Origin of the sequence: Candidatus Amarolinea dominans (genome assembly GCA_016719785.1) — a bacterium.
Classification (GTDB): Bacteria; Chloroflexota; Anaerolineae; order SSC4; family Amarolineaceae; genus Amarolinea; species Amarolinea dominans.
In genome coordinates, this window is sequence record JADJYJ010000030.1 from 296,001 (window position 1) to 320,774 (window position 24,774).

Here is a 24,774-nt window from a genome sequence, read left to right on the forward strand (position 1 = left end):
AAATACTGGTACGATGCGAACGGCAACGCCACACGACGCATCAACGGCAGCCAGGACATCACGCTGACCTACAACGCCGAGAACCGGCTGACAGGCATGAGCGGCGGCGTGACTTCGAGCTACGTCTACGACGCCGACGGCAACCGGGTCAAGGAGACCATCGCGGCGTCACACGCGTCTTTGTGGGGAACACTTACGAAGTAGACAACGGCACGGTCAAGAAGTATTATTACGCTGGCGCGATGCGGGTGGCCGAGAGCAGCGGCGGTGTGCTCTACTATCTGCTGACGGATCATCTTGGCTCCACCGCGCTGACGCTGGACAGCAGCGGCGCCCGCGTGACCGAGCTACGCTACTATCCCTTTGGTGCGGCGCGTTACAACGCCGGCAACCAGGTGACGACCTACCGTTTCACCGGTCAGCGTTGGGATAGCGGCACGGCGTTGTATTTCTACCAGTCCCGCTGGTACGACCCGCTCATCGGGCGATTCCTGGCCGCGGATACGATCGTTCCTCAGCCGCAAAATCCGCAGAATCTGAACCGGTACAGCTACGTCGGGAATCAACCTCTACGCTTCGTAGATCCCAGCGGCCATGCTGGAGTAGATTTCTGGGGCGGTGGTGGCGACGCTGGCGCAGGCATCGGGTTGGTTGTGGCCCTCATCATGACCCAGGCGCAGGGGGCGGTTTACCAATACGGCCCGGTTGCAGCCGAGATTACCTGGTTGTATGGGAATCAAACCATCGCCGCGGGGGATCAGATCAGCCAGGCTGTACAGAATGCCGGTCAGGGCGGCAATACGGCGGGACCGGGTGGGCTGGACCCGAACGATCCTCGCTTCAAACAGGGGACTGAGCAGGCGGCACAAACGCAAGGAAGCGCGGTCACATCGCGCGGATTGAACGTCTTCTCGCGAGCGGCAGAGTTCGGCATCAAGTCCTACAACCAGTTAAGCAAGATGACAAGCGCTACCGGCTTGCGGGCGCATCATCTGATTGAGCAAAGGTTCGCAGAACGTCTGGGACTGAACACCGGAAGGATGTCCAGCATCGCCTTGACGCCGGAGGAGCATCAAATCTTCACGAATATGTGGCGGGCAGAGATCGGCCACATCGGTGATCGATCAGCACTCACTACGGCAACCGCCACTCTGCAGGATGTCTGGACGGCGGCTCAACGCATATATGCACAGCACCCAGAGCTCCTTGAGGCTGTAAGGCAGGATTTGTTCGGGCAATAACGGAGGATCTAGTGAAAATATGGCATAGAATTACCTTCGGCAAGCATGAAGGGGTGGAACATGTGATTGATAGCTTGGGTGTCAAGATCACGAAGACGCCGGGCTTCGATGGATACTATATAATCACGTTCGAGATCGATGAGACTGACCCACGCTGGCCCCAGATCGCTGAACTAGTCAGAGACAAGCAGGCGCCTGATTTCTACAATACCACCTTCACGCCACAGGAAATCTACGCTGCCGAGTGGATCCGTCTGATGCCGACCTTCGAGCAGGGTTACCCGCAGCCAAAGGAGGGCTGGGAGCTCGCGACCTACGCGCACGAGTGCCCGCAGTGTGGCGCCGGCTACCGCCAGCAGGCGCCGTTTCACCTGGCCAAGGAGCCGCGCTTGGGCAGACACGACTTCATGTCGTTCTACTGGGCCTATACGGTGTTCGTCACGCCCAAAGTCCTCGATGTCTTGGCTGCGCAGGGTATCCGCGGCTACGAACGGTGGGATGCGCTCATCCACCGTACCGGTCAGCCGTCGCAAGTTGTTTCCCAGTTGTTCTTTCCCATCGTGGCTGGGCCAGGCCTGGCCGAGGAAGATAAACTGCAGCCGGAAACCTGTGCCCAGTGCGGCCTCACCAAGTACGGCTACCACAAGCGCGGGTACATGCACATCAAGCGCGCCGCGCTGCGTTCGGACGTAGACGTGCAATTGACACACGAATGGATCGGCAGCGGCGGGCACAGCGGTTTCCGGGAGATCCTGATCTCGAACCGTTTGGCACGGCTGGTCCTGGAAAACAACTGGCGCGGTGTCAGTCTCAAGCCCGTTGAGCTGATCTGACCATCCCCCTGTGGGATGGTTTGCGAGCGTCCTCCCAGGAGTGCGTGTAATCCTGGGAGGACGGTCATCCGCGCGGCAATTCCCTTCGAGTCCGCCCGACCTGCCAAGCGGCAAGCGACCTTTACCAGCGGTACAAATGCGGGGATCTACCTGTTGGCGACAGCGGCCACGGGTGCGGAACGCGGGAACAGCTACCGGGTGTGGCAGGATGCAACCCATGTCCGTATCTACGAGAACGCCAGCACCAGCTACCTCCTCGTCGCCAGTTTTCCTGTGAGCAATACGGCCGGGCAGACGCACAGCTACCAGGTGATCTACGATCCGTTGACGGGCAAGGTGCAAGTGTGGCGGGACAACGTCTACCTGGGAAGCTGGACTGACACGACACCGCTCCTCAGCGGGAGCTACCTTTCGCTGCGCACCGATGCGTCCAACGTGCTGTTCGACAATTTGGTGGTGTCGGAGGTAGTGAAGTATTACCAGGCGGGGGGTCAGCGGGTGGCGCTGCGCAAGAACGGTGCGGTGAGCTACCTGTTCGGAGATCATCTGGGCAGCACCAGCGTGACGGCGGACGCGACCGGGGTGCGCACAGCGGAGTTGTGGTACAAGCCGTGGGGAGAGAATCGAGGGACGCCCTATCAGACAACGCCGACGCAGCGGCGCTTCACCGGGCAGGTGCTGGACGAGGTGGCGGGCGGGTTGTATTTTTACAATGCGAGATACTACGACCCGGCGCTGGGGCGATTCATCAGCGCGGATACGATCGTGCCTAGTCCCCAAAATCCGCAAAATCTCAACAGATACAGCTACGTCGGGAACCAACCGACCGCCTATGTTGACCCAACAGGACACGCACACTGCGTGGACACAGATTGTGCAGTCACCTGGCATCCCACCAAACATCGCTATATGATCAGCCCTGGCGCGCCTGGTGTTCGCAGTGTTGCCCAGAGCATTGTCGCTGACTTGGGCGGGGTCAACGATCTCGAAGCAATGGCTGTGATTTCTGACGTGGCGGCTGGCCTCTATCGAACTTGGGACCGTTTCATGCCTGAAATGGGCAAGATATTCACGGGATCGCCCGCTTACGGAACCTTCGGCCTGATAGCGCCAGCTCTCTCAACCATGCTCGGATTGGGGGGCGGCGGCTGTGCCGGCGTCGGTCGAGAACCGCACGATTGCCCAAGCAACACAGTCTACTTTCACGATACTGGCTTCCATTCGAACTTTCAAGATTATCACAACCAACCGTATCATATGTGGGGGTACATCGCCCAAACGGCGACACCCGGAGATATCATCAGTTTCGAACTGAACTTCATCCTATCTCAGTGGGGCAATCTCATACACGAGCAAGTACAAAGCAAGCTCAACTTGGATAGCGGATGGGGCACCAGTTGGCAGGACTGGGTTCTTTCAGAGGCTGGGGTATTGATCGGTTACAAGATTACTTATAATCTGATTACATCCCCTGCGGAGTTGGGTGACACACTCAGACGAGATCTCGGCCCACTTGGTCCTGGCAGCCGTGGTAGGCTTCAGCAACTGGAATCGAACTACGGGAAACTACGAGGTTCACCATGAACAAACAGATTGCTACGGGCCAAACCAGGATGAACGGTATGAGCAGGCGTTTCTTCATTGCCAATCTGGCCTTGTTGCTGGCGATCTCATGCGGATGCACCCTACCGATTTCGATTGCCAGGTTGCGGATGCCAGACTTGTCGAAATACACCACGCCCCTGGACTCGGAAACGATCCAGGATATCTGCATGAACTTCGAGATCAAGGACAACCGTTTGTGCATACAAGATCGGCCCGTGTATGCTCCTGATTTCTTCCCGATTATCCTTTCGACATTCGAACGCGGGGTATCCACGCGTGATGATGTCAAAGCCAAACTAGGGCGTTATGAGTATGGATGTGAACCACCCACTTATGAGCCAAGTTCGGAACTGACCTATTATCGTTGCGCCTACGATCTTAACGGTGATCGAGTATTTTTTGTGGGGATTTGGTACCTGGATAACGATGTTGTCTGGCGCATGACCGGCACAATAGGTGATGATTAGTGATCGCTACGCTTACAGCGAGGTGCGCCCTCATCATACATCACGCTGGTCTGTAGTGCAGAAAACCGGCTGACTGCGATGACCGGGGGCGTCACGGCCAGCTATGTGTACGACGGGGACGGCAACCGGGTCAAGGAGACCATCGGCCCGGTTTTCGGCCACGAATTGCACGAATTGACACGAAAAGACCCTGGAATTCCCGCAAATTAGTGAAATTCGTGGCAGAGAAAGCTGGGCGGATCTTTGCCACGAATTGCACAAATTGACACGAAAAGACCCTGGAATTCGTGCAAATTAGTGAAATTCGTGGCAGAGAAAGCAAGGCGGATTCTTGCCACGAATTGCACGAATTGACACGAAAGGCCCCTGGAATTCGTGCAAATTAGTGAAATTCGTGGCAAAGAAAGCCGGGCGCACGGTGGGCGGCGTGACCTACACGCTGGTCTATGATGCGGAGAACCGGCGTGCAGCAGGTGAAGCAGGGAAGCACGGTGCTGGCCAGTTACACTTACGATGCGGATGGCAATCGGGTGAAGGCGGTGATGGGGAGCAGCACAACAGTCTATATCGGCGCCTACTACGAGAAGACGACGAGCGGCAGCAGCACGACGATCACGAAGTATTACCAGGCGGGCGGTCAGCGGGTGGCGCTGCGGGTCAACGGGGTGGTGCGCTGGCTGGCGACCGATGCGTCTTTTGCGTTAGCGGGATTTGCTCACACAAAGACACGAAGACACAAAGGTGTTCATCTGTGTCTTTGTGTCTTCGTGTGAGTCAAGAAATTTTCACACGAAGCCACGAAGGCGTTTGTCTGTGTCTTCGTGGCTTGCGTCTTCGTGTGAGTTACGAATCGGTTTTCTCGGACGACTCTGCCGCGGGCGGCAACGGCCGCGGGGTGCGGCTGGTGCGGCGGCGCAGCGCTCGGATCGCCAGCGCCAGCAGGACGAACGGCAGGGCCATCAGGATCAGCACGGGCAGCACGTAGATGATCAGCCAGATCACAGCTTCCACCAGGGCTTGCAGGGTCCTGATCAGGCGTGCCGAGGCTTGGCGGAGGGTGACAAGCGGCCGCCAGCCTTCCTCGATCACCGGTGCGTCCAGGGCATCGGGAATCAGCTCGACCTGGATCGTCGCCAGGGAGGTGAGGTTGGACAGAAACTGCATGCGCCCCTTGATCTGCTCGATCTCGCCCCGAATCTGCGTGAGCTTCTCGTAAACTTCCAGAATATCGCTTGTCTTGGCGCCGGGCCGCTGGCGCACTTCGGTCAACAGGGCCAACAGCTCGACCTCGGTCGCCTCCAGGTTGCGCAGACGGCTGCCCAGGTCGGTGAACTCCTGGGTCACATCTTCACCAGACAGGCTGTCGCGCAACACGCGCACGGCCATGCCTTTGACCTGATCGAGGAAAGTGGGCAGGTTTTGACCAGGAACCCGCACAGTCAGCGTACCGCGTAGTTGCTCGCCATCACGGAACAGGTTGGAGTCGGCGATATAGCCCCCCGCGTTCAGCGCCAATGTGCGGATCGCGGTGGCCGTGGCCTCGGTGTCCTTGATCACCATGCTAATCTCAGCACGCTGGATGATCATACGATTTTCCAGGGCTGGCGACATTCCAGCAGCATCACCAGCGGCCACTGCTTCCGTGGCTGCCACCTGCCTCGGCGCTCCGCCTACGACCTGCTCATTGGGCGCAGACTCCGGAGCAGGCGCTGCGCCTCCGCACGCCACCCAACCCAGGGCCACCACGAGTAACAAAATGCTTGTCAATACTTTGCGTGACATCGTCGAACCTCTCTTTCTTCGCTATCGCACTTCGCTTGCAGATCCATCGCGCCGGCCGCAGCAGCCAGGCTCACTGCTTGTACCCAGGGCAGCGGCGGCGCATCATCATCGTATCATTGAATAGGCAATCGCTTATGTGGACGGCCCGCAAAAAAGAATTGTTCCAGGCGCCGGCGATTGAAATCGCTGCAACTACCAGCCAAACGAGAGGCGATTGATGAGGCGTTCCGGCAGTCCGGCGGCCAACATGCGATGCTGCGTTTCTTCGATCGGATATTCAACCCGCACGTAGGTCCACAGCCGGGTCTCGGTGTCCAACAGGGCGTAACTGGCGCGCGGATCATGGTCACGCGGCTGGCCCACACTGCCCGGATTGACAATCAGACGCACCTGGTCGAACGCCAGGGTGACGTCGGGCGGGCCAGGGGTCAGGCGATGCTGCAGGCAACGCCCGAAGGTCTGCCCATCGCGCCGATCGACGCGATAGCTGAACATAGTCGGCACGTGGGTGTGGCCTACCAGGCAGCAGCGAAAATCGGGCATTTCTTCGAAGTTCTCACGCGCAATGCGCGGCGACAGGACGTATTCCCACACCGGATCACGGGGGCTGCCATGCACCAGCATGAACGGCCCGCGCTGCACCGCCTGCCCAGGGAGGGTGTCCAGGTAGGCGCGTGTTTCGTCGGTCAACTGCGCGCGTGTCCACAGCACGGCCTTCTGCGCCTCGGGATTGAAATCTTCGACGTTGATCTCTTTGCCCAGCACGGCGTAGTCATGATTGCCGGCCAGGCGCACCGTCAACTGTGGTTCCAACGCAGCCAGGCGTTCGATGCAGGCGTTGGGGTCCGGCCCGTAGCCCACCACGTCACCCAGGCACCAAATTTCGTCGTAGCCGCGGCCCTGTGCATCCTTGAGAACCGTCTCCAACGCGGCCAGGTTACCGTGAATATCAGAAATGACTAAAACCTTCATACTGTTTGCGCTTTTCTCACCGCTTGCCTCACTGTGGCGGGCGGCGCCCCATTCTGTGTCTGAATTTGTCCCGCGCTTGCATTAGACCTTTTCGGGAATAAGCCAGGTTGTAGTCCGACGCCGTTCTTCCCGATCAGGTCTATTATACCCAGGTCACGCCAGATTACCAATGCACTGCGGGCTGTGCTACAATCGCCCTCATCAAGCACTTGTTTCGACCGGAGTTTGCCTTGTCTGACGAATCGCTCACCGTTGCAACCCACACGTGGATCAGCCACAGCCCGGCCGCGACCTTTGCCCTGGGCCAACAGATAGGACGCCTGGCGCAGCCGGGCGATGTGCTGGCGCTCAGCGGCGACCTGGGGGCCGGCAAAACCGCCCTGGTGCAGGGCATCGGCGCCGGCCTGGGCATTGCCGACCAGATCACCAGCCCCACCTTCACCCTCGTGGGCGAATATGACGGCCGTCTGCATCTCTACCATGTGGATGTCTACCGCCTGGTCGCCGCGCCGGCCGAAGCACTGGCCTTTGGCCTGGATGACTTGCTGGGCGCTGACGGGCTGACCGTGATCGAATGGGCCAACCTGGTCGCCACCCTGCTGCCGGCCGATCGCCTGGAGGTGCAGCTCACCTGGCTGGATGACCTGACGCGGCGCCTGGTCTTCACCGCCCACGGCGCCCGGCACGCCGCGCGGCTGCATGACCTGGCCGCGGAGATGACCCCATGACTACACCGCTGCTGCTGGCGCTCGATACCTGCACCGACCTGGCCAGTATTGCCCTCTATGACGGGGAACAGGTGCTGAGCGAAATGACGTGGCACTCCAACCGGCGCCATACCGTGGAACTGCTACCCCAGGTTGTCGCCATGCTCACGCAGGCCGGCTTGACCGCCGCCGACGTGCGCGGGGTTGCGGTGGCAATTGGCCCTGGCTCCTTCACCGGCACACGGGTGGCCCTGGCGCTGGCCAAAGGGATGGCAACCGCCAACGACCTGCCGTTGTTTGGCATCGCCACGCTCGACGCCATTGCCTATGCACACCATGCCCAGGCATGGCCGGTGACCGCCCTGGTGCAGGCCGGCCGCGGTCGCGTCTGTTGGGGGCACTACATCCAGGCTGCCCGACCGGGCGCGTGGCAGCAGGTCAGCCCCTTTGCCATCAGCAGTATCGAAACCGTGGCCGCAGCCATCCACGCGCCCACCCTTTTTGCCGGCGATCTGCTGGCCAGCACGCGCGCCGTCCTGACTGCACATCTGGGCGCGCACGCGCACTTCGCCTCACCCGCGCTGACCGTGCGGCGGGCCAGTCTCCTGGCCGAACTGGCCTGGCCGCGCTTCCTGGCCGGCGCCACCGATGACATCACCACCCTGGCGCCCATCTACTTGCACGATCTGCCTGCAGGCCCCGGCGCATGACATCACCTGACGCCCTGTTCCCCGTCGTTGCCATGCAACTGAGCGATCTCGATGCGATCATGGAGATCGAGCCGATCCTGTTCACTGGCGATCCGTGGCCGCGCAGCATGTACGAGCATGAGATCGTGCGCAACGAGCTGTCATTCTACCGGGTGATTCATGGTCAGGCGCCGGCGCAGCCGCCTGTCCTGGCCTATGCCGGTGTGTGGATGCTCTACGATACCGCGCATGTAGCCACCATCGGCACGCATCCGGCCTGGCAGCGCCGCGGCCTGAGCACCTGGCTGCTGCTGCACCTCATCGAAGAGTCGCGGCGTCGCGGCGCTGTCGAAATGACATTAGAAGTGCGCAAGTCCAACCTGGCTGCCCAGGCCCTCTACCATCACTTCGGCTTCGAGAAGGTGGGGCGGCGCCGGCGCTACTACCACGATACCGGCGAGGACGCCCTGCTGATGACGCTGACCGCGCTGGGGTCGGACGTGGTTGCGCAGGCGCTGACGGACACCCGCCAGCGCAGCAACGCCCATCTGCGTCGTCAGATGGACGTTGACGACTGACGACGCGCCTTCAGGGCCGTCACCGCACGCTCCGGCACATAGACACTGCCCAACTCCGCGCGGTCGGCACGCGGACCGTGGAAATCGGTGCCGCCGGTGGCCACCAGGCCGTAGCGCTGCGCCGCGGCCAGAAGCTGCTGCACCTGGCCCTGGGTATAATTGGGATAGTAGCACTCCAGCCCCACCAGCCCAGCTGCGATCATGTCTGGCAGCGTCTGCTCCAGGTTCACCTCCACGATCGGATCGCCGGTGAAACGGGCAATGATCGGGTGTGCCAGCACCGGCAGCCCGCCCACGCGCTTGATCGTCTGCACGGCTTCCACCGGCGTGAAGCGCATGCGCTCCACATAGGCCGGGCCGTCGCGGCCGATGTAAAGGGTAAACGCCTCATTCATGGAGTTGACATGTCCGGCTTCCAACAGGGCGCGGGCAATGTGCGGCCGGCCGATGGGCGCATCGCCGGCAATCTCCTGCACGCGCTGCCAGGTGATGGGCACACCCAGCGCGGTCAGCCGCCGCGTGATTTCCTCGCCGCGGCGCTCGCGGCCCGCGCGCAACCGGCGCAGCTCGGCCTGAAACGGCGCGTCGGTGACATCAATGAAATAGCCCAACACATGAATCTCACCGCCAGGCACATCGGTATTGATCTCGATGCCCGGCAGCACTTCGATGCCGGCCGCCGCGCCGGCCGTCAGGGCTTCGGCCACGCCATCGGTGGTGTCGTGATCGGTCACGGCAATCGTCTTCAAGCCAAATTCCAACGCACGCGCCACCAGTTGGCTGGGGGTCAGCGTGCCATCGGAGGCCGTGGTGTGACAATGCAGGTCAACATAGTTCATTTTCGTAACATCTCCGTAACACTGAGTTGATTCGGCTCTCAGGCCAATTCGAACCAAACAGCCTGGCCGGGCTGCAAAACCAGGCGCAGGCGCTGCTCGGCATCGAGCGAATAGGCCGCGCCGTCCAGTTGATCCACCAGGACAGCGGGCACGCCGGGTAGCGTCAGCTCAACCGCCTGGGGATTGAAGTAGTCGCTGTTTGCCAGCACGATGAGGCGCGGCGTATGCTGCCGCGTCGAGCGCAGGATGGCAAAGACGACAGGGTTGGCAGGCAACTGGCCGAAGGCGAAAGTGTCCGGGTCGAGATCTGCGATGACAGGCGCCAGGCGGGCGCGGGTCAACAGAACCTGGCGCATCCAGGCTGCCAGGTGAGTCGCATGGCCGGCCGCGGCCGGCGCCGGGTTTTCCCAGGGGTAGGCGGCTGCGCTGAAAAGGGCCAGCGTTGACGCGGGATAGCGCGCCTGTTCGGCGGGTGAGAAGCCGATGCCCGTGTTGAGCGGTTCGGTGGCGCCCAGCTCGAAGCCGCCATGCAGCACTGGCATGGCCGGCAAGGCGGCGCAGATCGCCCAGGCAAAGCGGACATAGGCCAGGCCGCCGGGGCGTTTGGCCGCGCGCATCGTGTCATGCGTCTCCGGCGTCGCGAAGAAGGGGAGTGGGACGCCGGTCTGCGCCATCTGCGCCAGGAAGTGCGCGGCGCTGAGCTGGTCGTGCAGACTGGTGGGAAAGCTGCCCAGGGTGGCGTTGTAGCCCTCGGCCAGGCTGTTGAGCGGCGAACCGAAGTTTTCATCCCAGAAGGCAAAATCGGGCTTGATGGTCCGCGCCGCGGCCACCATGGCGGCCTTCAGCGCGCTGGGCAGGGCATGACCCATGTCAATCATGACGCCGTCAATGTCGAACGTATCCTGATAGTGCGGGATGATGCCGACGATGCGCTGCCACAGCGGCAGCACCGCTTGCTCCGGCCGGGCCAGGCGGCTGTCGTACAGGCGGACCGCGTTGTAGGCGATGTAGTTGAAATCGGGATGATCGTAGAGGCGCAGGTAGGTCACATCGGTCCAGGGTGGCTGCATGTCGCCCGGCCAGTCTGAAAAGGCGCTGGGCACGCGCACGATGCGGCCATCGGCCAGGCGCCCAAACCAACGGCCATCAATCATTTCGATCTGATCGGGTGCGGGCGGCGGGGTGAAAAAGGCCTGGTGCGGGGCCGGCGGCGGCGGCAGGCGGTCGAAGCGGCCCTCGTTCGCCTCGGCGAAGATGAAAGCGAGTTCCTCCGGTGAAAAGATGGGCGCGCCATAGGCAAGGGTCGCGTCGGCCGGCGACATGCCAGGCTGGCGGGCAGGCACGCGGTCGTCAATCCAGTAGAACCACTCCGGATGCTCGGCCACCCAGTCGGCGTCGCGCGCGGCCGTGCGAAAGACGAATTCGAGCACCACGCGCATGCCCAGGTGGTGCGCCGCTTCCACGAACGCCTTGAATTCCGTCTCGACGCCTAAATCGAGCCGCGGTTCGCCCAGGTTATCGTCCAGACGGTAGGGGTTGCGGATGGCATAGGGTGAACCAAGATTGCCCTTGTGGCCGTCCTTGCCCACAGCGGTGACCGGCAGCAGATAGACGGTGTTGATGCCCAGCCAGCGCAGCCAGGGCAGGAGGGCGATGCACTTGAGGAAGGTGCCGGTCTCGCGCCAGCCCTGGCTGTTGAGCGGCAGGGCCAGCGTACCATCGCCATCATGATCGAAGGCGGCTGCGGCACGGGGAAACAGATTGTAGGCGACTGCGTTCTGGCTCCAACCGCCCCCGGCCGGGCCAACAACCAGCGGCTGCGCAGGCTGCTGCGCAATGGCCTCGATCGTGTCCAGGAAAAAACGCAGGGGGTTGACCTGGCGTGGCGCAGGGGACCCGGCGGGGTCGAGCCACAGGCCGGGCACGGCATAGGCAGCGGCCTGATCGCCTTGCCCAAATAACAGTTCGCCTAGCCGTTGATGGACCTGGGCCAGGGCAGGTAGTGTAGCATCAGGTAAGGTTGACATCATGCTTTCATCGAATCATTGAATCATCGAATCGAATGGTCAGTTCTGGGGCGCAACATTGTACCATCGAGATGCAGGATTCAACCAAAACGGCAAGCCCGCGCTGCGGCGGCGCGCTTCTCGAAACTTGCGGTCGCCCTCGCTGTCGGCCTCACGCGGCCGGTTGGCGCCGCAGCAAGACGGGGCCAAGGCGGTCAAGGAGCCAGCCGAACAGCGGCTCAACCCACTGCACCATGCCCCACCAGGCAGGGATATACACCACGCGTCGCGGATGGCGCAAGGTGGCGATCACGCGCTGCGCAACTTTCTCTGGAGTCACGGCCGCCAGGCGTTCTCCAGGGATGCGTCGGCCTGCCGGTTGGTGAGCCGCGCGGTCGTAGAACTCCGTCTGCACACGGCCGAGGCGCATCAGGCTGACATGCACGGCCGTGCCGCGTAGCTCGCGGTGGAGCGCCGTAGAAAAGCTATCCACGAAAGATTTGGTGGCGCTGTAGAGGGCTGCGCCCTGTTCGGGCAGGTTCCCGGCGATCGAGCCCATGTTGATGATATGTCCTGCACCGCGGGTTTGCATGTCAGGCAACACCAGCAGCGTCAGGTGCGTCAGCGCCGTCATATTGGTCTGGATCATCGCCCGCGCCACGGGCCAGGGCATATCAGCGCCATAGCCATACCAGCCAAAACCGGCGCTGTTCACCAGGACATCTACGGGACCGGCGACGTCGGTTGCCTCATGCAATACCCGCAGCCGCTCCAGTTCATCGGTCAGGTCGGCGGCGATCATCCAGGCTTCACCGCCGTCGCGACGGATCTCGTCCACCAGCCGCTCCAGCCGATCGCCGCGCCGCGCGACCAGGACAACTTTCAGCCCCGCGCGCGCAAGCTGGCGGGCCGAGGCCGCGCCGATGCCGCTTGAAGCGCCTGTCACCAACGCAACCTGGCCGTGACACGCCAGGCGGACGGTTGTCTGGCGTTGCCAATGAGGCGAGCGCTTGAGCAACGCACGGCGTACCAGCGGACGGAAGAGACGGACGAAATGCCGGCGGACGCCGAGCAAGTGGGACAGATCGCGCACATAATCATCGAGGTCACGCGTCTGAAAGCGCAGCAGGCGCTGACTCTCCGCGGTGTCCAGCCAATCGGTGCCGAACGGCGCGGTCGCAAAGGCTTCTGGGGGTAGCTGGCCCGCACCCATCGCGTCCAGGATCGGTTGGATCATGCCCTGGTAGGTAAACTGACAGCGTGGCCCGCCGCCGATGAGCAGGGTTTTGCCCCAGATGTCGTCGCTGCTCACGGCGTTCGCCAGCGCCAGCCCCACGTCGCGCGTGTGAATGTACTCGATGCGGTTGTTCAACGGTACATCGAACATGCCCGGGTCGAGCTTGAGGGCCAGGGGCAGGGTGGCGGCCAGGCGTAAGATGGCCCATGACAAGCCCGACGCCCGGATCATCTCCTCGCAGGCGACCTTGTGGCATGCGTAGTGCTCGAAAGGCTGCACGGGGTCGGTCACCGTGCGCGGGGGCGGCAGATGCTGGGTGCGGCCGTAGACGTGGAGCGAGGAGGTGAAGACCAGCTTCGGGGGATGGGGCTGTGCTTGCAGCGCTTCGATCAGGTTGCGCGTGCCACCGACGTTGACGGCTTCAGCCCAATCGGGCCGCAGCTCTGATTCGATACCGGTGTGTGACATTTTGGGGATGATGAACGCGACATGGAGCACTGCATCCACGCCGGTTGCGGCGGCCGCGACGTTCTGGCGATGGCGCAGATCGCCCCACAGCACTTCGACGCGTCCGGCTGCGATGTGGTGGCGGTAACGCCGCACGGTTCGCCGGTTGGTGGTTGTCTCCAGATCAAAGCAACGGACCGTGTGTCCCTGGCGCAGCAATTCGTCGAGCGTGCTGATGCCCACGTTGCCGAAAGCGCCGGTCAGTAAAACCTTCATCCCAGTGTCTCCTTCGGTGTGTCTATCAAATGACGGGAAGTGAGGGCTGGCGGTCTGCGTCTTGCCAGGCCGCGCCCCAGAAACCCAGAACGGTCCAGGTGAGCAGGCGGCCCTGGGTGGCCTGGAAGGGGTAAAAATCAAAGAGGCCGATCACGATCAGGGCCAGCAGCGCGGCCGTGAGGCCCAGGAGGGAGGCCGGCGGGGTGCGCTGTTTGATCCAGGCCACCAACGGGGCCAGCATGAGCCACAGCCAGAGCAGTCCGCCCAGGGGGCCGAGTTCAACCAGGGCCAGGAGAGGCGCCATATGCACCGGCTGCGGCGCGTAGGCGCCGAGGAGATCTTGATTGCCAACCAGCGTCAGGCGGGTGAACTGCGCCAGACCGATGCCGGGCCAGGGCGCGGTGGTCAGGCGGCGCCAGGCAATGGACAGCGTGGCGCCGCGCTCAGCGATGGAACGCACCTCGGCGCCGGCGCCGGTCAAGCCCAGGCGGCTGGCGAGGATGGGCCAGGTGACGATGCCAAAAACGAGACCGAGGCCAAGCAGGGGCAGGACGATGCGGCGCACGAAACGGCGACGCCTGGGCGGCGGCTGCCCCCACAGGGCACGGCCGCCAATCAGCAGGACGCCCAGCGCAACGCCGATCCAGGTGGCGCGGGAAAAGGTGACGGCCAGCCCGGCCGCGGTCAATGCCAGCCCTGCGTACCAGGCCCAGCGCAGGCGCACGTTGCTTGTGCTGACCGTGGCCAACGCCCACAGGAAGGCCACCGCCAGACAGCCGGCCAGGATGTTCGGGTGCTGAGTCAGGCCATAGGGGCGCAGCCAGCGCACCCCGGCGGCGTAGATCACACTGACGCCTGGCATTTGCTGGCTGAGCGGCACTTCGCCCACGAAGCTCAGCCCAACGGCGTGCTGAACAGCGGCCTGCGCCAGTGCGATGATCGCCTGCAGCGAGCTGCCTGCCAGTAACAGTGCCGGCGCGGCGGCGCAGCCAGGGTGAGCCGGCAATCACCAACGCCCACAGCGTCACCAGGCTGAGGCGCGCCGATTGATAAAGCGCGAGGTCACGATCGGCAGAGACGGGAACCAGGGCGAAGGCCAGGAGCGGCAAGGCCAGCAGCGGCCACAGCATCCAGCCCGGCAGCGCAGACAGATCAGGCTTGGTCAACAGCCAGGCCATCACCGCGACCAGCAGCAGGGCATCGGTGGCGTAGAGCGAGAAATCGGTCAGTTCGTGGAACAGAATTCCTTCGAACGGGCGGCGCACCACGATCCAATGCCACCACCAGGGCAGCATCAACAGCACCAGGGCGCCAACGCCGTTGCGCACCGCGCGGCCCCCCTGGCCCCCAAGTATGGGGGGGGGCATCAACAGCACCAGGGCGCCAACGCCGTTGCGCACGGAAAGGAGAAGGTTGCGAATGGACAAGATGACCTCACACGCAGGGTGCGGCGGTTGCCGCGTGGCGTAGAATGAGAAATCAAGGCAACGCGATTTTATACTGCAGGCGGGCACGAATTGCGCCTGTTTCCGTAGGCGGAAGGGTGAAGTCTATTCCCGCTTGCAGTATATCACACTGGCGGCAGATCGGGAACTCGCAGCAGAAATGAAAATGATCCCCGCGCTTGGCAAGTCGGGCAATTGTGACTATAATCGTTGATATGCGCAGACGATGGTTCGCCCTGGAAGATGAGAGCCAAAAAACTCCTGGCTGGACGCCTGTTGGCAGCCGTTGGGCGTTTGTCCCCGCGATGACAGCCTGGTTGGCTGCGGCCGGCCGGCGTCTGGTGATGGCTGGCCTGGCGCTTGCCGTGCTCAGCGCATGTCAACAGGCAACGCCCGCGCCTCCAGGCCCGGCCGGCGCCGCCGTCACAGCCCCTGCCACCGAGGTTGTGCCCAGCGCAACACCCGCGCCGCCCACAGCGACGCCCGCCCCGCCCGCGCCCACGCCCGTGCCGCCCACGGCGACGCCCATTCCGCCCGCGGCGACGCCCATTCCGCCCACGGCGACGCCCATTCCGCCCGCGGCGACGTCCGTCCCGCCCCCGGTCACGCCTGCCCCGCCCGCGCCGGCGGCGACGGTCAGCGTGTACGAGCGGCAGATCACGTTCGGCGCCTATCCCTACGCGGCGTTTCAGCGCAAAGTGACCGACCCTCTGTTCAACTGGACGTGGCCCATGCTGGACCGGGCGGCCTACGCGGCGACCGCGCCACAGCCCACCCCGCAGACCTGGCGTGAGTTGGTACTGGAGAATGAGTTCCTGCGCCTGGGTGTGCTGCCCGATTTGGGCGGCCGGCTGATCGAATGTTTCTACAAGCCCACGCAGCACCAGGTCTTCTACCGCAACCCGGTGCTCAAGCCATCGCCCTGGGGGCCGCCGGGCCGCGATGGGTTGGAGGCTGGCTGGCTGGCGGCCGGCGGCGTCGAATGGGGCCTGCCGGTGGAAGAGCATGGCTACGCGTGGGGCAGCCCGTGGGGCTTCGACACCCCGCAGCCCAGCCCAGATGAGGCGACGATCACCATCTTTCAGGAGTCGCAGGGCCGGCTGCAGATCAGCGTGGACATCACGCTGCGCGCGGGCGAGGCGGCGTTTTCCGTGCGCACGCGGCTGACCAACCCGACCGACCAGCCGGTGACGTTCAAGTATTGGGTGAACGCGATGCTGGCTCCTGGGGGGGGCAATCGCCCTGGCCCTGAACTGCGCCTGATTCTGCCCGCCTCCGAGGTGACAGTGCATTCGACCGGCGATACGTCCCTGCCCGCCGCGGATCAGGCCATGACCTGGCCCGTTTACCAGGGACGCGATCTGAGCCGCCTGGGCAATTGGCGCCAGTACCTGGGATTTTTTGCCAGGCCCGCGGCCGGCGCCAGCTTCGCGGGCGTGTACGACCTGGCCGCGGACGAGGGGCTGGTGCGCGTCTTTCCGGCCGATGTCATGCGCGGGGTCAAGTTCTTCGGCCTGGGGTGGAGCGATCCGCTGCCTGCCAGCCTTTACACCGATGACGGTTCCGGCTACCTGGAAATGCACGGCGGCCTGGCGCCGACCTTTGCCGACAGCGTCAGCCTGAGCGCCGGGGAGACCCTCTACTGGGAGGAGACCTGGTTCCCGGTGGCTGGCATCGGCACGTTTGTGTACGCCAACCAGGACGGCGCCGTCAATCTGCGGGCCACAGCGCAGGGTTTGCAGGTGGCGTTCTTTCCGGTGCGTCATTTGCGCGGCACGCTGACGGTGTCGGTGGCCGGCGCGGCCATTGCCAGCCAGCCGGTGACGCTCAGCCCGGCGCAACCGTTCGATCAGGTGATCGCGGCGCCGGGAGATGTGCCGGCCCGCGCCGTGGTGTCCGTCCAACTGCTGGACGCCGACGGCGCGGCTATTCTTCAATTCGAGCAGGAGATGACACTGCGGTGACATCGCTCAAGAGAGATTCCAAGACCGATCCTCGCCCGGCCGCGCTGGCGCCGGGTACAGCGAACCCAGTGCAGCCCCTGGCGCCAGGGCCGAATGGACAGCACCAGGCGCCGCTGCCGGTCACACGTCCGCGGACACGCCTGGTCGCGCGCCGCTGGCGCGGACCGGGTTGGCGTTGGCTCACCGTGTACAGCCTGGTGCTGATTTTGGGCCTGGTCGGCGTGCTGCTGGCCGGCATAGGTGGCGTGCGCGAGGGGCTGGAGCAGCGCGCGGCGATCCAGGCCACGGCGGTGACCAATCATTACCAGCGCGGGCTGGCGCATGCGCAGGCGGGCGAGAGTGCGCTGGCGCTGGCTGAATTCGAGATGGTGCTGCGCCTGCGCCCCGATCATCTGGAGGCGCGGGCGGCCATGCTGCGCGTGATGGCAACCACGGCCACGCCGCAGCCGACTTCACCACCGGCGCCGACCCCCACGCCGCCGCCGGTGAGCACGCCGTACACCCTGGATGTCCTGCTCGGTGAAGCGCAGTCATTGTACGATCAAAAGGAATGGACACAGGCCGCTGAACGCCTGGAACGGATCCGGGCCACGGATGCCGCCTATGAAACCGACACCGTGACGAACCTGCTGTACAAAATTTACTACAACACCGGTTCTGACCTGATTGCGGCGGGCCGGCTGGAAGAGGGAATCCGCCAGATCGAACGGGCGCTGGCGTTGCGGCCGGACGACAAGGCCGCCCTGGAGCAAATACAGTTGGCCACGGCCTACCTGCAGGCTATGGGCTATTGGCAGGCCAACTGGCAAAAGGCGGTCAGCGCTTTCGCTGAGCTGTACAAACAGCGGCCCAATTACCTGGATGTGGAAGTCCGCCTGGCCAACGCGGCCATTGCCTACGGCGATGCGATGGCTCAGCGTGGCGCCTGGTGCGACGCGGTGACCCAGTACGCCATCGCCCTGCAGGTGCGACCCAGCGCGGCCCTGCGCGCCACGCGCGACGCGGCCAACAGCCAGTGTAGCAGTCAAGCCAGCACCGCAGCCACGCCTACCGGCGCGGCCAACACAGACGCGACGCCGCCCGCCCCTGCCGGCGCCGCGCCGGGAACGCCGGCCGGCGCCCTGGCTGGCGGACACATCTATTTTTCGACCTGGGACAGCGAGCGCAACAACTTCGTGCTCTACCGCGTGACGGCCGCGCCGGACGCGAAGCCGGAAGCGCTGCTCACGAATGTGCGCCAGCCACGCGCCGCGCCGGGGGGTACCCGCCTGGCGGTGCGCAATGCCAGCGGTAGCGAAATTGGGCTGGCCACCATCACTGCCACGGGCGAAACGCTGCGCCGCGTGACCACCTTTGCCGAAGATGGGATTGCCACCTGGTCGCCCGACGGCCTGGAATGGGTCTTCGCCTCCAACCGTGAGGGTGACCGGCGCTGGCGCCTCTACCATGCCTGGGCCGAAGGCACCGAAGCGACGGAGTACATCGTTTTTGGCCGCAGCCCGGCCTGGTACCCCGGCAAGAACATCGCCTATGACGGCTGTGACGACGAGGGCAACCGCTGTGGCTTGTGGCAAATGACCCCGGATCGCGGCCAGCGCACGCCGCTGACCGACGTGGCCGGCGACACCTCCCCGGCCTGGGCGCCCGGCGGCAGCCGCCTGGCCTTCATGTCCAGCCAACGCAGCGGCAACTGGGACATCTTCGTGCGCAACATGGGGACCGGCAGGATCAGCGCGGTGGCCGCCAGCCCGGGCATCGAAGGGCTGCCCACCTGGTCGCCTGACGGCGCGTGGATCGCGTTCATCTCCAACCGCGAGGGAAGTTGGGGTCTCTACATCACGCAGCCAGGCGCCGCGCCCGTGCGCCTGCTGACCCTGCCCGGCACGCTGCCAGACTGGATGGATGAGCAGATTACCTGGGGGGGGGGCGGGGGGGGGGGGGGGAGAAAGGGGGGGGGGAGGGGAGGGCGAGGGGGCCGTGATTTGCATTCACCATTGACGCCTGTGCGTTTGCTTGCTGTCCGTTTTTGCAGTATACTAAGCGCCTGTTCGGGGCGTAGCGCAGTTGGCAGCGCACAGCGTTTGGGACGCTGGGGTCGGAGGTTCAAATCCTCTCGCCCCGACTGCTTGCGGGTGTAGTTTAGTGGTAGAACACCAGCCTTCCAAGTTGGCTGTGAGGGTCCGATTCCCTCCACCCGCTCTCGATACGGAGAGCCACGGGTCCCTAGCTCAGCGGTTAGAGCGGCCGGCTCATAACCGGTTGGTCCTCAGTTCGAATCTGGGGGGACCCATCCATTGACAAGGACGAACGACCCATGGGGTCGTCGTCCTTTTTTTGTGCCAGCCCGCCGAATAAGCCCGCCGAATGAATTCGGCGTCTGATACCACCGAAGAATTGGTCTGAAACCCGAATGAAGCAGGTTGCGGTGGGGGAATCTCGCAGTCCGCCGAATGTAATTAAGACATGGGCGATCGCCGGGTGACGCTGATCTGATAGACGATGTTTATTCTTAAAAACCATAATTCGGCGTCTGATACCGCCGAATGAATTCGGCGTCTGATATGTCAAACCCGCTGAAGCGGGTTGCGGTGGGGGGGGAATCTCGCAGTCCGCGAATTCATTCACGGGCGTCGCGGCGCGATGGCGGATGGCGCCAAATTGACAGGCCCCATTGTCCTACTTTATACTCCGCCTGGCGGGCCGACCCCGCCGGAGGTAACCATGACCCGCTCCGTCGCTCAATCCACCACCTTGACCTGCCCGGCCTGTCGGCGACCCTACCCGGCCGAGGTCTGGCTGATCGTTGACACGGCCGAGCGGCCCGATCTGCTCGCCCGCATTCGGAATGGCAGTCTGCACGCTATCCCCTGCCCTCACTGCCGTCACGCCGGCGCGGTGGACGCGCCGCTACTCCTATACCGCCCCGGCGAGACGCCGCCGATCTATGAACGCCTGCAAGCAGCGGCCCGCGAGGCGCAGGAAGCCATGTCTAATCCCTTCTGGGCGAGTCTCCAGGCGCTTCTGCAGGCCGACTCCATGGCGTCCCTCTTGCACGTGGCGCAAGATCACCCCGCGTTGTTGACCGACGAGTCCGCCGCGCGCGTCGCGGAAGCCGCGGCCAATGCCCGGCGTCAGGGCGCCGAACAGGCTGCCAACGACCTGGAACAGCGTTATCAACTGCTGCGCAACACGCAGCGCGCCGCTCAGGAGGCCGGCCTCTCACCAGAGCAAACGCTCGCCGCCACCACGGCACTCGAACAAGGCCTGCATGACTCCCCCGATCTGGCCGGCGTTTCCGCCTTGGGACAGACGATCCAGACCTTCATCAACGCCCGCACCTGGGATGACTCGCAGCAGATCGTCGAACAGCACCCTGAGCTGCTCAGTGATAAGGCCGATGTCCTGTTCGGCCAACTCATCGCCGCTACTCAGGCGTCCCAGGTTGACGGCGGCGCAGCCGAGATGGAAGAGCACCGCGACCTGCTGCGTCGCTGCCGAGAGGCGGGCATCCCCCGCGCCTTTGCCGAAAAGATGCTGCCGCCGGATGCGTTGGCCGAGGCCGAACGCCTGGGCCTGGCGCCGGAAGAACTCCTGGCGCAGATGCGCGCCGTCGAGCAGATGCCTCCCGCACTGCGCGAGGTCCTGGCCGAGCTGGCCGCCAGCGGGGCCGAAATCCGTTCAGCGGAAGACCTGGAACGCACCCTGGCCAGCCGGCCAGATCTGCGGGCAAGGCTGGAGGCTGCCGCTCCTGCCAGGGGCGCCGACATACCACCTGAGTTGCAGCCTATTCTTCAGCAACTCTCCCACCGCCGCATCATCCGACATGCCTCGCACGGGTCGACCTTGCCGCCATACCTTTCCCTGCACCGGAGGATCAGAATGCCGCCTGTGGGCAGGTCTCCACGTCGAACTGGGCAACAGCCTGGTTCAGAATCCACTCGGCGACCGGGCGGAGAACCTGGAGCAGGCCATCGCCGCCTACCGCCAGGCGCTGGAGGTGCTGACCCGCCAGGCCATGCCGGTCGAGTGGGCGCAAGTCATGCTGAACCTGGCGAACGCCTACTCTGACCGCATTCGGGGCGACCGGGCGGAGAACCTGGAGCAGGCCATCGCCGCCTACCGCCAGGCGCTGGAGGTGATGACCCGCCAGGCCATGCCGGTCGAGTGGGCGACCGTCATGATGAACCTGGCGAACGCCTACTCTGACCGCATTCGGGGCGACCGGGCGGAGAACCTGGAGGAGGCCATCGCCGCCTACCGCCAGGCGCTGGAGGTGAAAACCCGCGAGGCCATGCCCGTCGAGTGGGCGACCGTCATGATGAACCTGGCGAACGCCTACAATCAGCGCATTCGGGGCGACCGGCGGAGAACCTGGAGCAGGGCATCGCCGCCTACCGCCAGGCGCTGGAGGTGAGGACCCGCCAGGCCATGCCGGTCGAGTGGGCGCAAGTCATGACGAACCTGGCGACCGCCTACAATCAGCGCATTCGGGGCGACCGGGCGGAGAACCTGGAGCAGGCCATCGCCGCCTACCGCCAGGCGCTGGAGGTGATGACCCACCAGGCCATGCCGGTCGAGTGGGCGACCGTCATGATGAACCTGGCGACCGCCTACTATTCACGCATTCGGGGCGACCGGGCGGAGAACCTGGAGCAGGCCATCGCCGCCTACCGCCAGGCGCTGGAGGTGAGGACCCGCCAGGCCATGCCGGTCGAGTGGGCGGCATGCACGATGGGCCTGGCGAACGCCTACAAGAACCGCATTCGAGGCGACCGGGCAGAGAACCTGGAGCAGGCCATCGCCGCCTACCGCCAGGCGCTGGAGGTGATGACCCACCAGGCCATGCCGGTCGAGTGGGCGACCGTCATGATGAACCTGGCGACCGCCTACTATTCCCGCATTCGGGGCGACCGGGCGGAGAACCTGGAGCAGGCCATCGCCGCCTACCGCCAGGCGCTGGAGGTGAAAACCCGCGAGGCCATGCCCGTCGAGTGGGCGACCGTCATGATGAACCTGGCGAACGCCTACAAGAACCGCATTCGGGACGACCGGGCAGAGAACCTGGAGCAGGCCATCGCCGCCTACCGCCAGGCGCTGGAGGTGAGGACCCACCAGGCCATGCCGGTCGAGTGGGCGACCGTCATGATGAACCTGGCGAGTGCCTACGCTGCCCGCATTCGAGGCGACCGGGCGGAGAACCTGGAGCGGGCCATCGCGGCCTACCGCCAGGCGCTGGAGGTGAGGACCCGCCAGGCCATGCCGGTCGAGTGGGCGCAAGCCATGATGAACCTGGCGACCGCCTACAAGAACCGCATTCGGGGCGACCGGGCGGAGAACCTGGAGCAGGCCATCGCCGCCTACCGCCAGGCGCTGGAGGTGAGGACCCGCCAGGCCATGCCGGTCGAGTGGGCGACCGTCATGATAAACCTGGCGAGCGCCTACGCTACACGCATTCGGGGCGAGCGGGCGGAGAACCTGGAGCAGGCCATCGCTGCCTACCGCCAGGCGCTGGAGGTGAGGACACGCCAGGCCATGCCGGTCGAGTGGGCGGCCGTCATGATGAACCTGGCGAACGCCTACTCTGACCGCATTCGGGGCGACCGGGCGGAGAACCTGGAGCAGGCCATCGCCGCCTACCGCCAGGCGCTGGAGGTGAACACCCCAGCCCCGCCGGAACCGCGAACGCGAGCACCGCCACCGCCAGGCACTGGAGATCTTTAGCCCTGAGGCGTTGCCTGATGATTGTCGTCGTACAGCCCGTGCATTGGCCAATCTCTTGTTTGGCGAGCGTCGTTACGCGCTGGTCGTTGATCCGTATCGCCTGGCCATGCAGGCCACCGACACTCTGTTGCAGGCTTCCCTGGTGCGCGGCAGCAAGGAAGTCGAACTGCGGGAGATCCAAGGCCTGCCGGCCAACGCCGCCTACGCCCTGGCCCAACTCGGCCGGCTCGAAGACGCCGTCGTCGCGCTCGAACAGGGTCGCACCCGGCTGCTGGCCGAAGCGCTCGAACAGAGCCGCCGCGACCTGGAACGCCTGCCCGCGCTGGGTCACGGCGACCTCTACGAGCGCTACCGCGCCGCGTCCGATCGCCTCGCTGTCCTGCAGCAGCAGGCCGGCCAGCCCGCAGGCGCCGGCCCGGATCACCCGGCCGGCCCGCGCGACTACGCCGCCTGGCGTCAGGAGCTGGAGGCAGCCCGCCGCGATCTGGATGAAACCATCGCGGCCATCCGCAGCGTGTCGGTGGACGGCCAGCAGCCCTACGCCGATTTCCTGCTGCCCCCGACATTCGCCCGCATCGCCGCCGCGGTGCAGCCCGGCGTGCCCCTGATTTATCTGCTGACGACCGAACCCGGCGGACTGGCCCTGTTCGTGCGGCGCGAGACCGCCGCTGACGCCGTGGCGGTTGTCACTGCCGCGCCGTTGGGCCTCACCGCACCCGCGCTGCGCGCGCTACTGATGGGGCCAGCCGACGATCCTGCCCTGGGCGGCTACCTGGGCGCGTACAGCGCCTGGGTGCGCGACGCGCGCAACCCGGCCAAGCGTCAGGCGTGGTACGATCAGCTCGAGCAGACCACGCGCGACCTCGGCGACAAGGTCATGGGGCCGGTCGTGGCCCATTTGCAGAGCCTGGGCGCCAGGCAGGCGGTTCTCATCCCCAGTGGCCTGCTGGCCCTGCTGCCCCTGCACGCAGCCTGGACGCAGCCAGACGGGCGTCGCCGCTACGCGCTGGACGACCTCACCCTGACCTATGCGCCGTCGGCCGGCGCCTTGCAACATGCCCGCGAACTGGCCGGCCAGACGCGCGATCTGCGCCTGCTGGCCGTGGACGAGCCGCAGCCAGTCGCGGCCAACCGTCTGCCCAACTCGGCGGCCGAAGTGGCCGCCATCGGCGCGCTCTTTGCCGATCCCACCGTTTTGCACCACGGCGAGGCCAGGCGCGAGGCGGTCCTGGCCGCCTTACCCGCGGCGCAGGTGGTCCACTTCTCCTGTCATGGCGCCAACAACTGGCAGAAGCCCCTGCAGAGTGGCCTGGTGATGGCCCACGATGATCTGCTGACCGTGGCCGATGTGCTGGCCCTGTGCCGGGCCGGCGCCCGGCTGGCCACCCTCTCCGCCTGCGAGACCGGCATCGTCGGCGCCGATTTACCCGACGAGGTGGTGGCCCTGCCCGCGGCCCTCACGCAGGCCGGTTTTGCCGGCGTGGTGGCCTCGCTCTGGTCGGTGGCGGACGTCAGCACCGCGATGCTGATGGAGCGCTTCTACCGTCTGTGGCGCCAGGAGGGGCTGCCCCCTGGCGAGGCCCTGGCCGCGGCGCAGCGCTGGTTGCGCGATACGACCAACCAGGAGAAGGCGGACTACTTCGGGCATGACATTCCGGACCTCGATGGCGCCCGTATGCCACAGGCGATTGCCGCTGATTTCTTCGAGCAGGTGGCCGAACGCCATCAGCAGGAGCAGAGCTTCGAGCATCCCTTCTGGTGGGCTGCTTTCTACCTGACCGGGGTGTGAGTCCAGCAGTTCCAAATGTAGCCTGGTTTTTAACCACAGAGATCACAAAGAACGCAGAGAAGTTGCCGATTTGCGTCTGATCTGCCGTTTCTTTGTGTTCTCTGTGTTCTTTGTGGTTGAATGTGTGCTACATTTGGAACTGCTGGTGTGAGTCTCCGCGGCGCCGGGTGCGGAAG

20 protein-coding genes, 3 tRNA genes and 1 pseudogene are annotated in these 24,774 nt (G+C 64.5%); 16 read left to right on the plus strand and 8 right to left on the minus strand.

Annotated elements, in window-relative coordinates; all coding sequences use genetic code 11:
* Window positions 1-242: 242 nt before the first annotated feature.
* The 5 genes from IPM84_23800 (at window position 243) to IPM84_23820 (ending at window position 4,919) form a co-directional block, all read left to right on the plus strand.
* Window positions 243-1,241: an RHS repeat-associated core domain-containing protein gene (locus IPM84_23800; protein MBK9095722.1), complete on the plus strand. Its 999-nt coding sequence runs from the start codon at window positions 243-245 to the stop codon at window positions 1,239-1,241.
* An 11-nt stretch (window positions 1,242-1,252) separates the two neighbouring features.
* Window positions 1,253-2,074, plus strand: a complete 822-nt coding sequence (locus IPM84_23805) for a hypothetical protein (GenBank protein ID MBK9095723.1) — start codon at window positions 1,253-1,255, stop codon at window positions 2,072-2,074.
* A gap of 15 nt (window positions 2,075-2,089) precedes the next feature.
* Window positions 2,090-3,658, plus strand: a complete 1,569-nt coding sequence (locus IPM84_23810) for an RHS repeat-associated core domain-containing protein (protein ID MBK9095724.1) — start codon at window positions 2,090-2,092, stop codon at window positions 3,656-3,658.
* Window positions 3,655-4,146 carry a hypothetical protein gene (locus tag IPM84_23815; GenBank protein MBK9095725.1) on the plus strand — a complete coding sequence of 164 codons (492 nt, stop codon included), beginning with the start codon at window positions 3,655-3,657 and terminating at the stop codon, window positions 4,144-4,146. Before IPM84_23810 ends, IPM84_23815 begins: the two co-directional genes overlap by 4 nt.
* Window positions 4,147-4,610: 464 nt before the next feature.
* Complete coding sequence (locus IPM84_23820; GenBank protein ID MBK9095726.1) at window positions 4,611-4,919, plus strand: hypothetical protein; 309 nt, start codon at window positions 4,611-4,613, stop codon at window positions 4,917-4,919.
* A 70-nt stretch (window positions 4,920-4,989) separates the two neighbouring features.
* Here IPM84_23820 and IPM84_23825 read toward each other — a convergent pair whose 3' ends face one another.
* A complete protein-coding gene (locus IPM84_23825) occupies window positions 4,990-5,928 on the minus strand; it encodes a DUF4349 domain-containing protein (GenBank protein ID MBK9095727.1) in 939 nt (312 codons plus the stop codon).
* A 192-nt stretch (window positions 5,929-6,120) separates the two neighbouring features.
* Complete coding sequence (locus IPM84_23830) at window positions 6,121-6,900, minus strand: metallophosphoesterase family protein (GenBank protein MBK9095728.1); 780 nt, start codon at window positions 6,898-6,900, stop codon at window positions 6,121-6,123.
* A 269-nt stretch (window positions 6,901-7,169) separates the two neighbouring features.
* Here IPM84_23830 and tsaE point away from each other — a divergent pair, with 269 nt between their 5' ends.
* The 3 genes from tsaE to rimI are packed head-to-tail and all read left to right on the plus strand — an operon-like array spanning window position 7,170 to window position 8,874.
* Window positions 7,170-7,628 (plus strand): tRNA (adenosine(37)-N6)-threonylcarbamoyltransferase complex ATPase subunit type 1 TsaE, encoded by a 459-nt coding sequence (tsaE, locus tag IPM84_23835; GenBank protein ID MBK9095729.1) that lies wholly within the window; start codon window positions 7,170-7,172, stop codon window positions 7,626-7,628.
* The gene (tsaB, locus tag IPM84_23840; GenBank protein MBK9095730.1) at window positions 7,625-8,317 is read left to right on the plus strand and encodes a tRNA (adenosine(37)-N6)-threonylcarbamoyltransferase complex dimerization subunit type 1 TsaB; all 693 of its coding nucleotides are present in this window, start codon (window positions 7,625-7,627) and stop codon (window positions 8,315-8,317) included. The genes tsaE and tsaB overlap by 4 nt, the downstream gene beginning before the upstream one ends.
* Window positions 8,314-8,874, plus strand: coding sequence for a ribosomal protein S18-alanine N-acetyltransferase (gene rimI, locus IPM84_23845; protein MBK9095731.1), 561 nt, complete (start codon window positions 8,314-8,316; stop codon window positions 8,872-8,874). The genes tsaB and rimI overlap by 4 nt, the downstream gene beginning before the upstream one ends.
* On the opposite strand, the gene IPM84_23850 is transcribed toward rimI, so the two are convergent.
* The 4 genes from IPM84_23850 to IPM84_23865 form a co-directional block, all read right to left on the minus strand.
* Window positions 8,853-9,713: a PHP domain-containing protein gene (locus IPM84_23850; GenBank protein ID MBK9095732.1), complete on the minus strand. Its 861-nt coding sequence runs from the start codon at window positions 9,711-9,713 to the stop codon at window positions 8,853-8,855. The two genes, rimI and IPM84_23850, sit on opposite strands and share 22 nt — an antisense overlap.
* A gap of 38 nt (window positions 9,714-9,751) precedes the next feature.
* Window positions 9,752-11,743: an alpha-amylase gene (locus IPM84_23855; protein ID MBK9095733.1), complete on the minus strand. Its 1,992-nt coding sequence runs from the start codon at window positions 11,741-11,743 to the stop codon at window positions 9,752-9,754.
* Between the two features lie 148 nt (window positions 11,744-11,891).
* A complete protein-coding gene (locus IPM84_23860) occupies window positions 11,892-13,679 on the minus strand; it encodes an SDR family NAD(P)-dependent oxidoreductase (GenBank protein ID MBK9095734.1) in 1,788 nt (595 codons plus the stop codon).
* 25 nt (window positions 13,680-13,704) lie between these two features.
* Window positions 13,705-14,685 carry a hypothetical protein gene (locus IPM84_23865; GenBank protein MBK9095735.1) on the minus strand — a complete coding sequence of 327 codons (981 nt, stop codon included), beginning with the start codon at window positions 14,683-14,685 and terminating at the stop codon, window positions 13,705-13,707.
* 654 nt (window positions 14,686-15,339) lie between these two features.
* On the opposite strand from IPM84_23865, the gene IPM84_23870 reads away from it, so the two are divergent.
* A complete protein-coding gene (locus IPM84_23870) occupies window positions 15,340-17,088 on the plus strand; it encodes a DUF5107 domain-containing protein (GenBank protein MBK9095736.1) in 1,749 nt (582 codons plus the stop codon).
* Here the strand turns inward: IPM84_23870 and IPM84_23875 are convergent.
* Both IPM84_23875 and IPM84_23880 read right to left on the minus strand, forming a co-directional pair.
* A complete protein-coding gene (locus IPM84_23875; protein ID MBK9095737.1) occupies window positions 17,058-17,480 on the minus strand; it encodes a hypothetical protein in 423 nt (140 codons plus the stop codon). The genes IPM84_23870 and IPM84_23875 overlap by 31 nt on opposite strands.
* Before the next feature lie 788 nt (window positions 17,481-18,268).
* A complete protein-coding gene (locus IPM84_23880; GenBank protein MBK9095738.1) occupies window positions 18,269-18,463 on the minus strand; it encodes a hypothetical protein in 195 nt (64 codons plus the stop codon).
* Between the two features lie 292 nt (window positions 18,464-18,755).
* Between IPM84_23880 and IPM84_23885 the strand changes: the two are divergent.
* From IPM84_23885 to IPM84_23915, 7 genes and pseudogenes are all read left to right on the plus strand, one after another.
* A pseudogene (locus tag IPM84_23885) lies at window positions 18,756-18,926 on the plus strand (PD40 domain-containing protein).
* Between the two features lie 211 nt (window positions 18,927-19,137).
* A tRNA-Pro gene (locus IPM84_23890) sits at window positions 19,138-19,210 on the plus strand.
* Between the two features lie 6 nt (window positions 19,211-19,216).
* Window positions 19,217-19,287: transfer RNA gene (locus tag IPM84_23895), tRNA-Gly, on the plus strand.
* An 18-nt stretch (window positions 19,288-19,305) separates the two neighbouring features.
* A tRNA-Ile gene (locus tag IPM84_23900) sits at window positions 19,306-19,378 on the plus strand.
* Window positions 19,379-20,632: 1,254 nt separating this feature from the next.
* Entirely contained in the window at window positions 20,633-21,502 is an 870-nt protein-coding gene (locus IPM84_23905; GenBank protein ID MBK9095739.1) for a tetratricopeptide repeat protein, read from the plus strand.
* A gap of 14 nt (window positions 21,503-21,516) precedes the next feature.
* Entirely contained in the window at window positions 21,517-22,809 is a 1,293-nt protein-coding gene (locus IPM84_23910) for a tetratricopeptide repeat protein (protein MBK9095740.1), read from the plus strand.
* Window positions 22,810-22,852: 43 nt separating this feature from the next.
* On the plus strand, window positions 22,853-24,598 hold the full coding sequence (locus tag IPM84_23915) for a CHAT domain-containing protein (protein MBK9095741.1): 1,746 nt from the start codon (window positions 22,853-22,855) through the stop codon (window positions 24,596-24,598).
* Window positions 24,599-24,774: the final 176 nt, after the last annotated feature.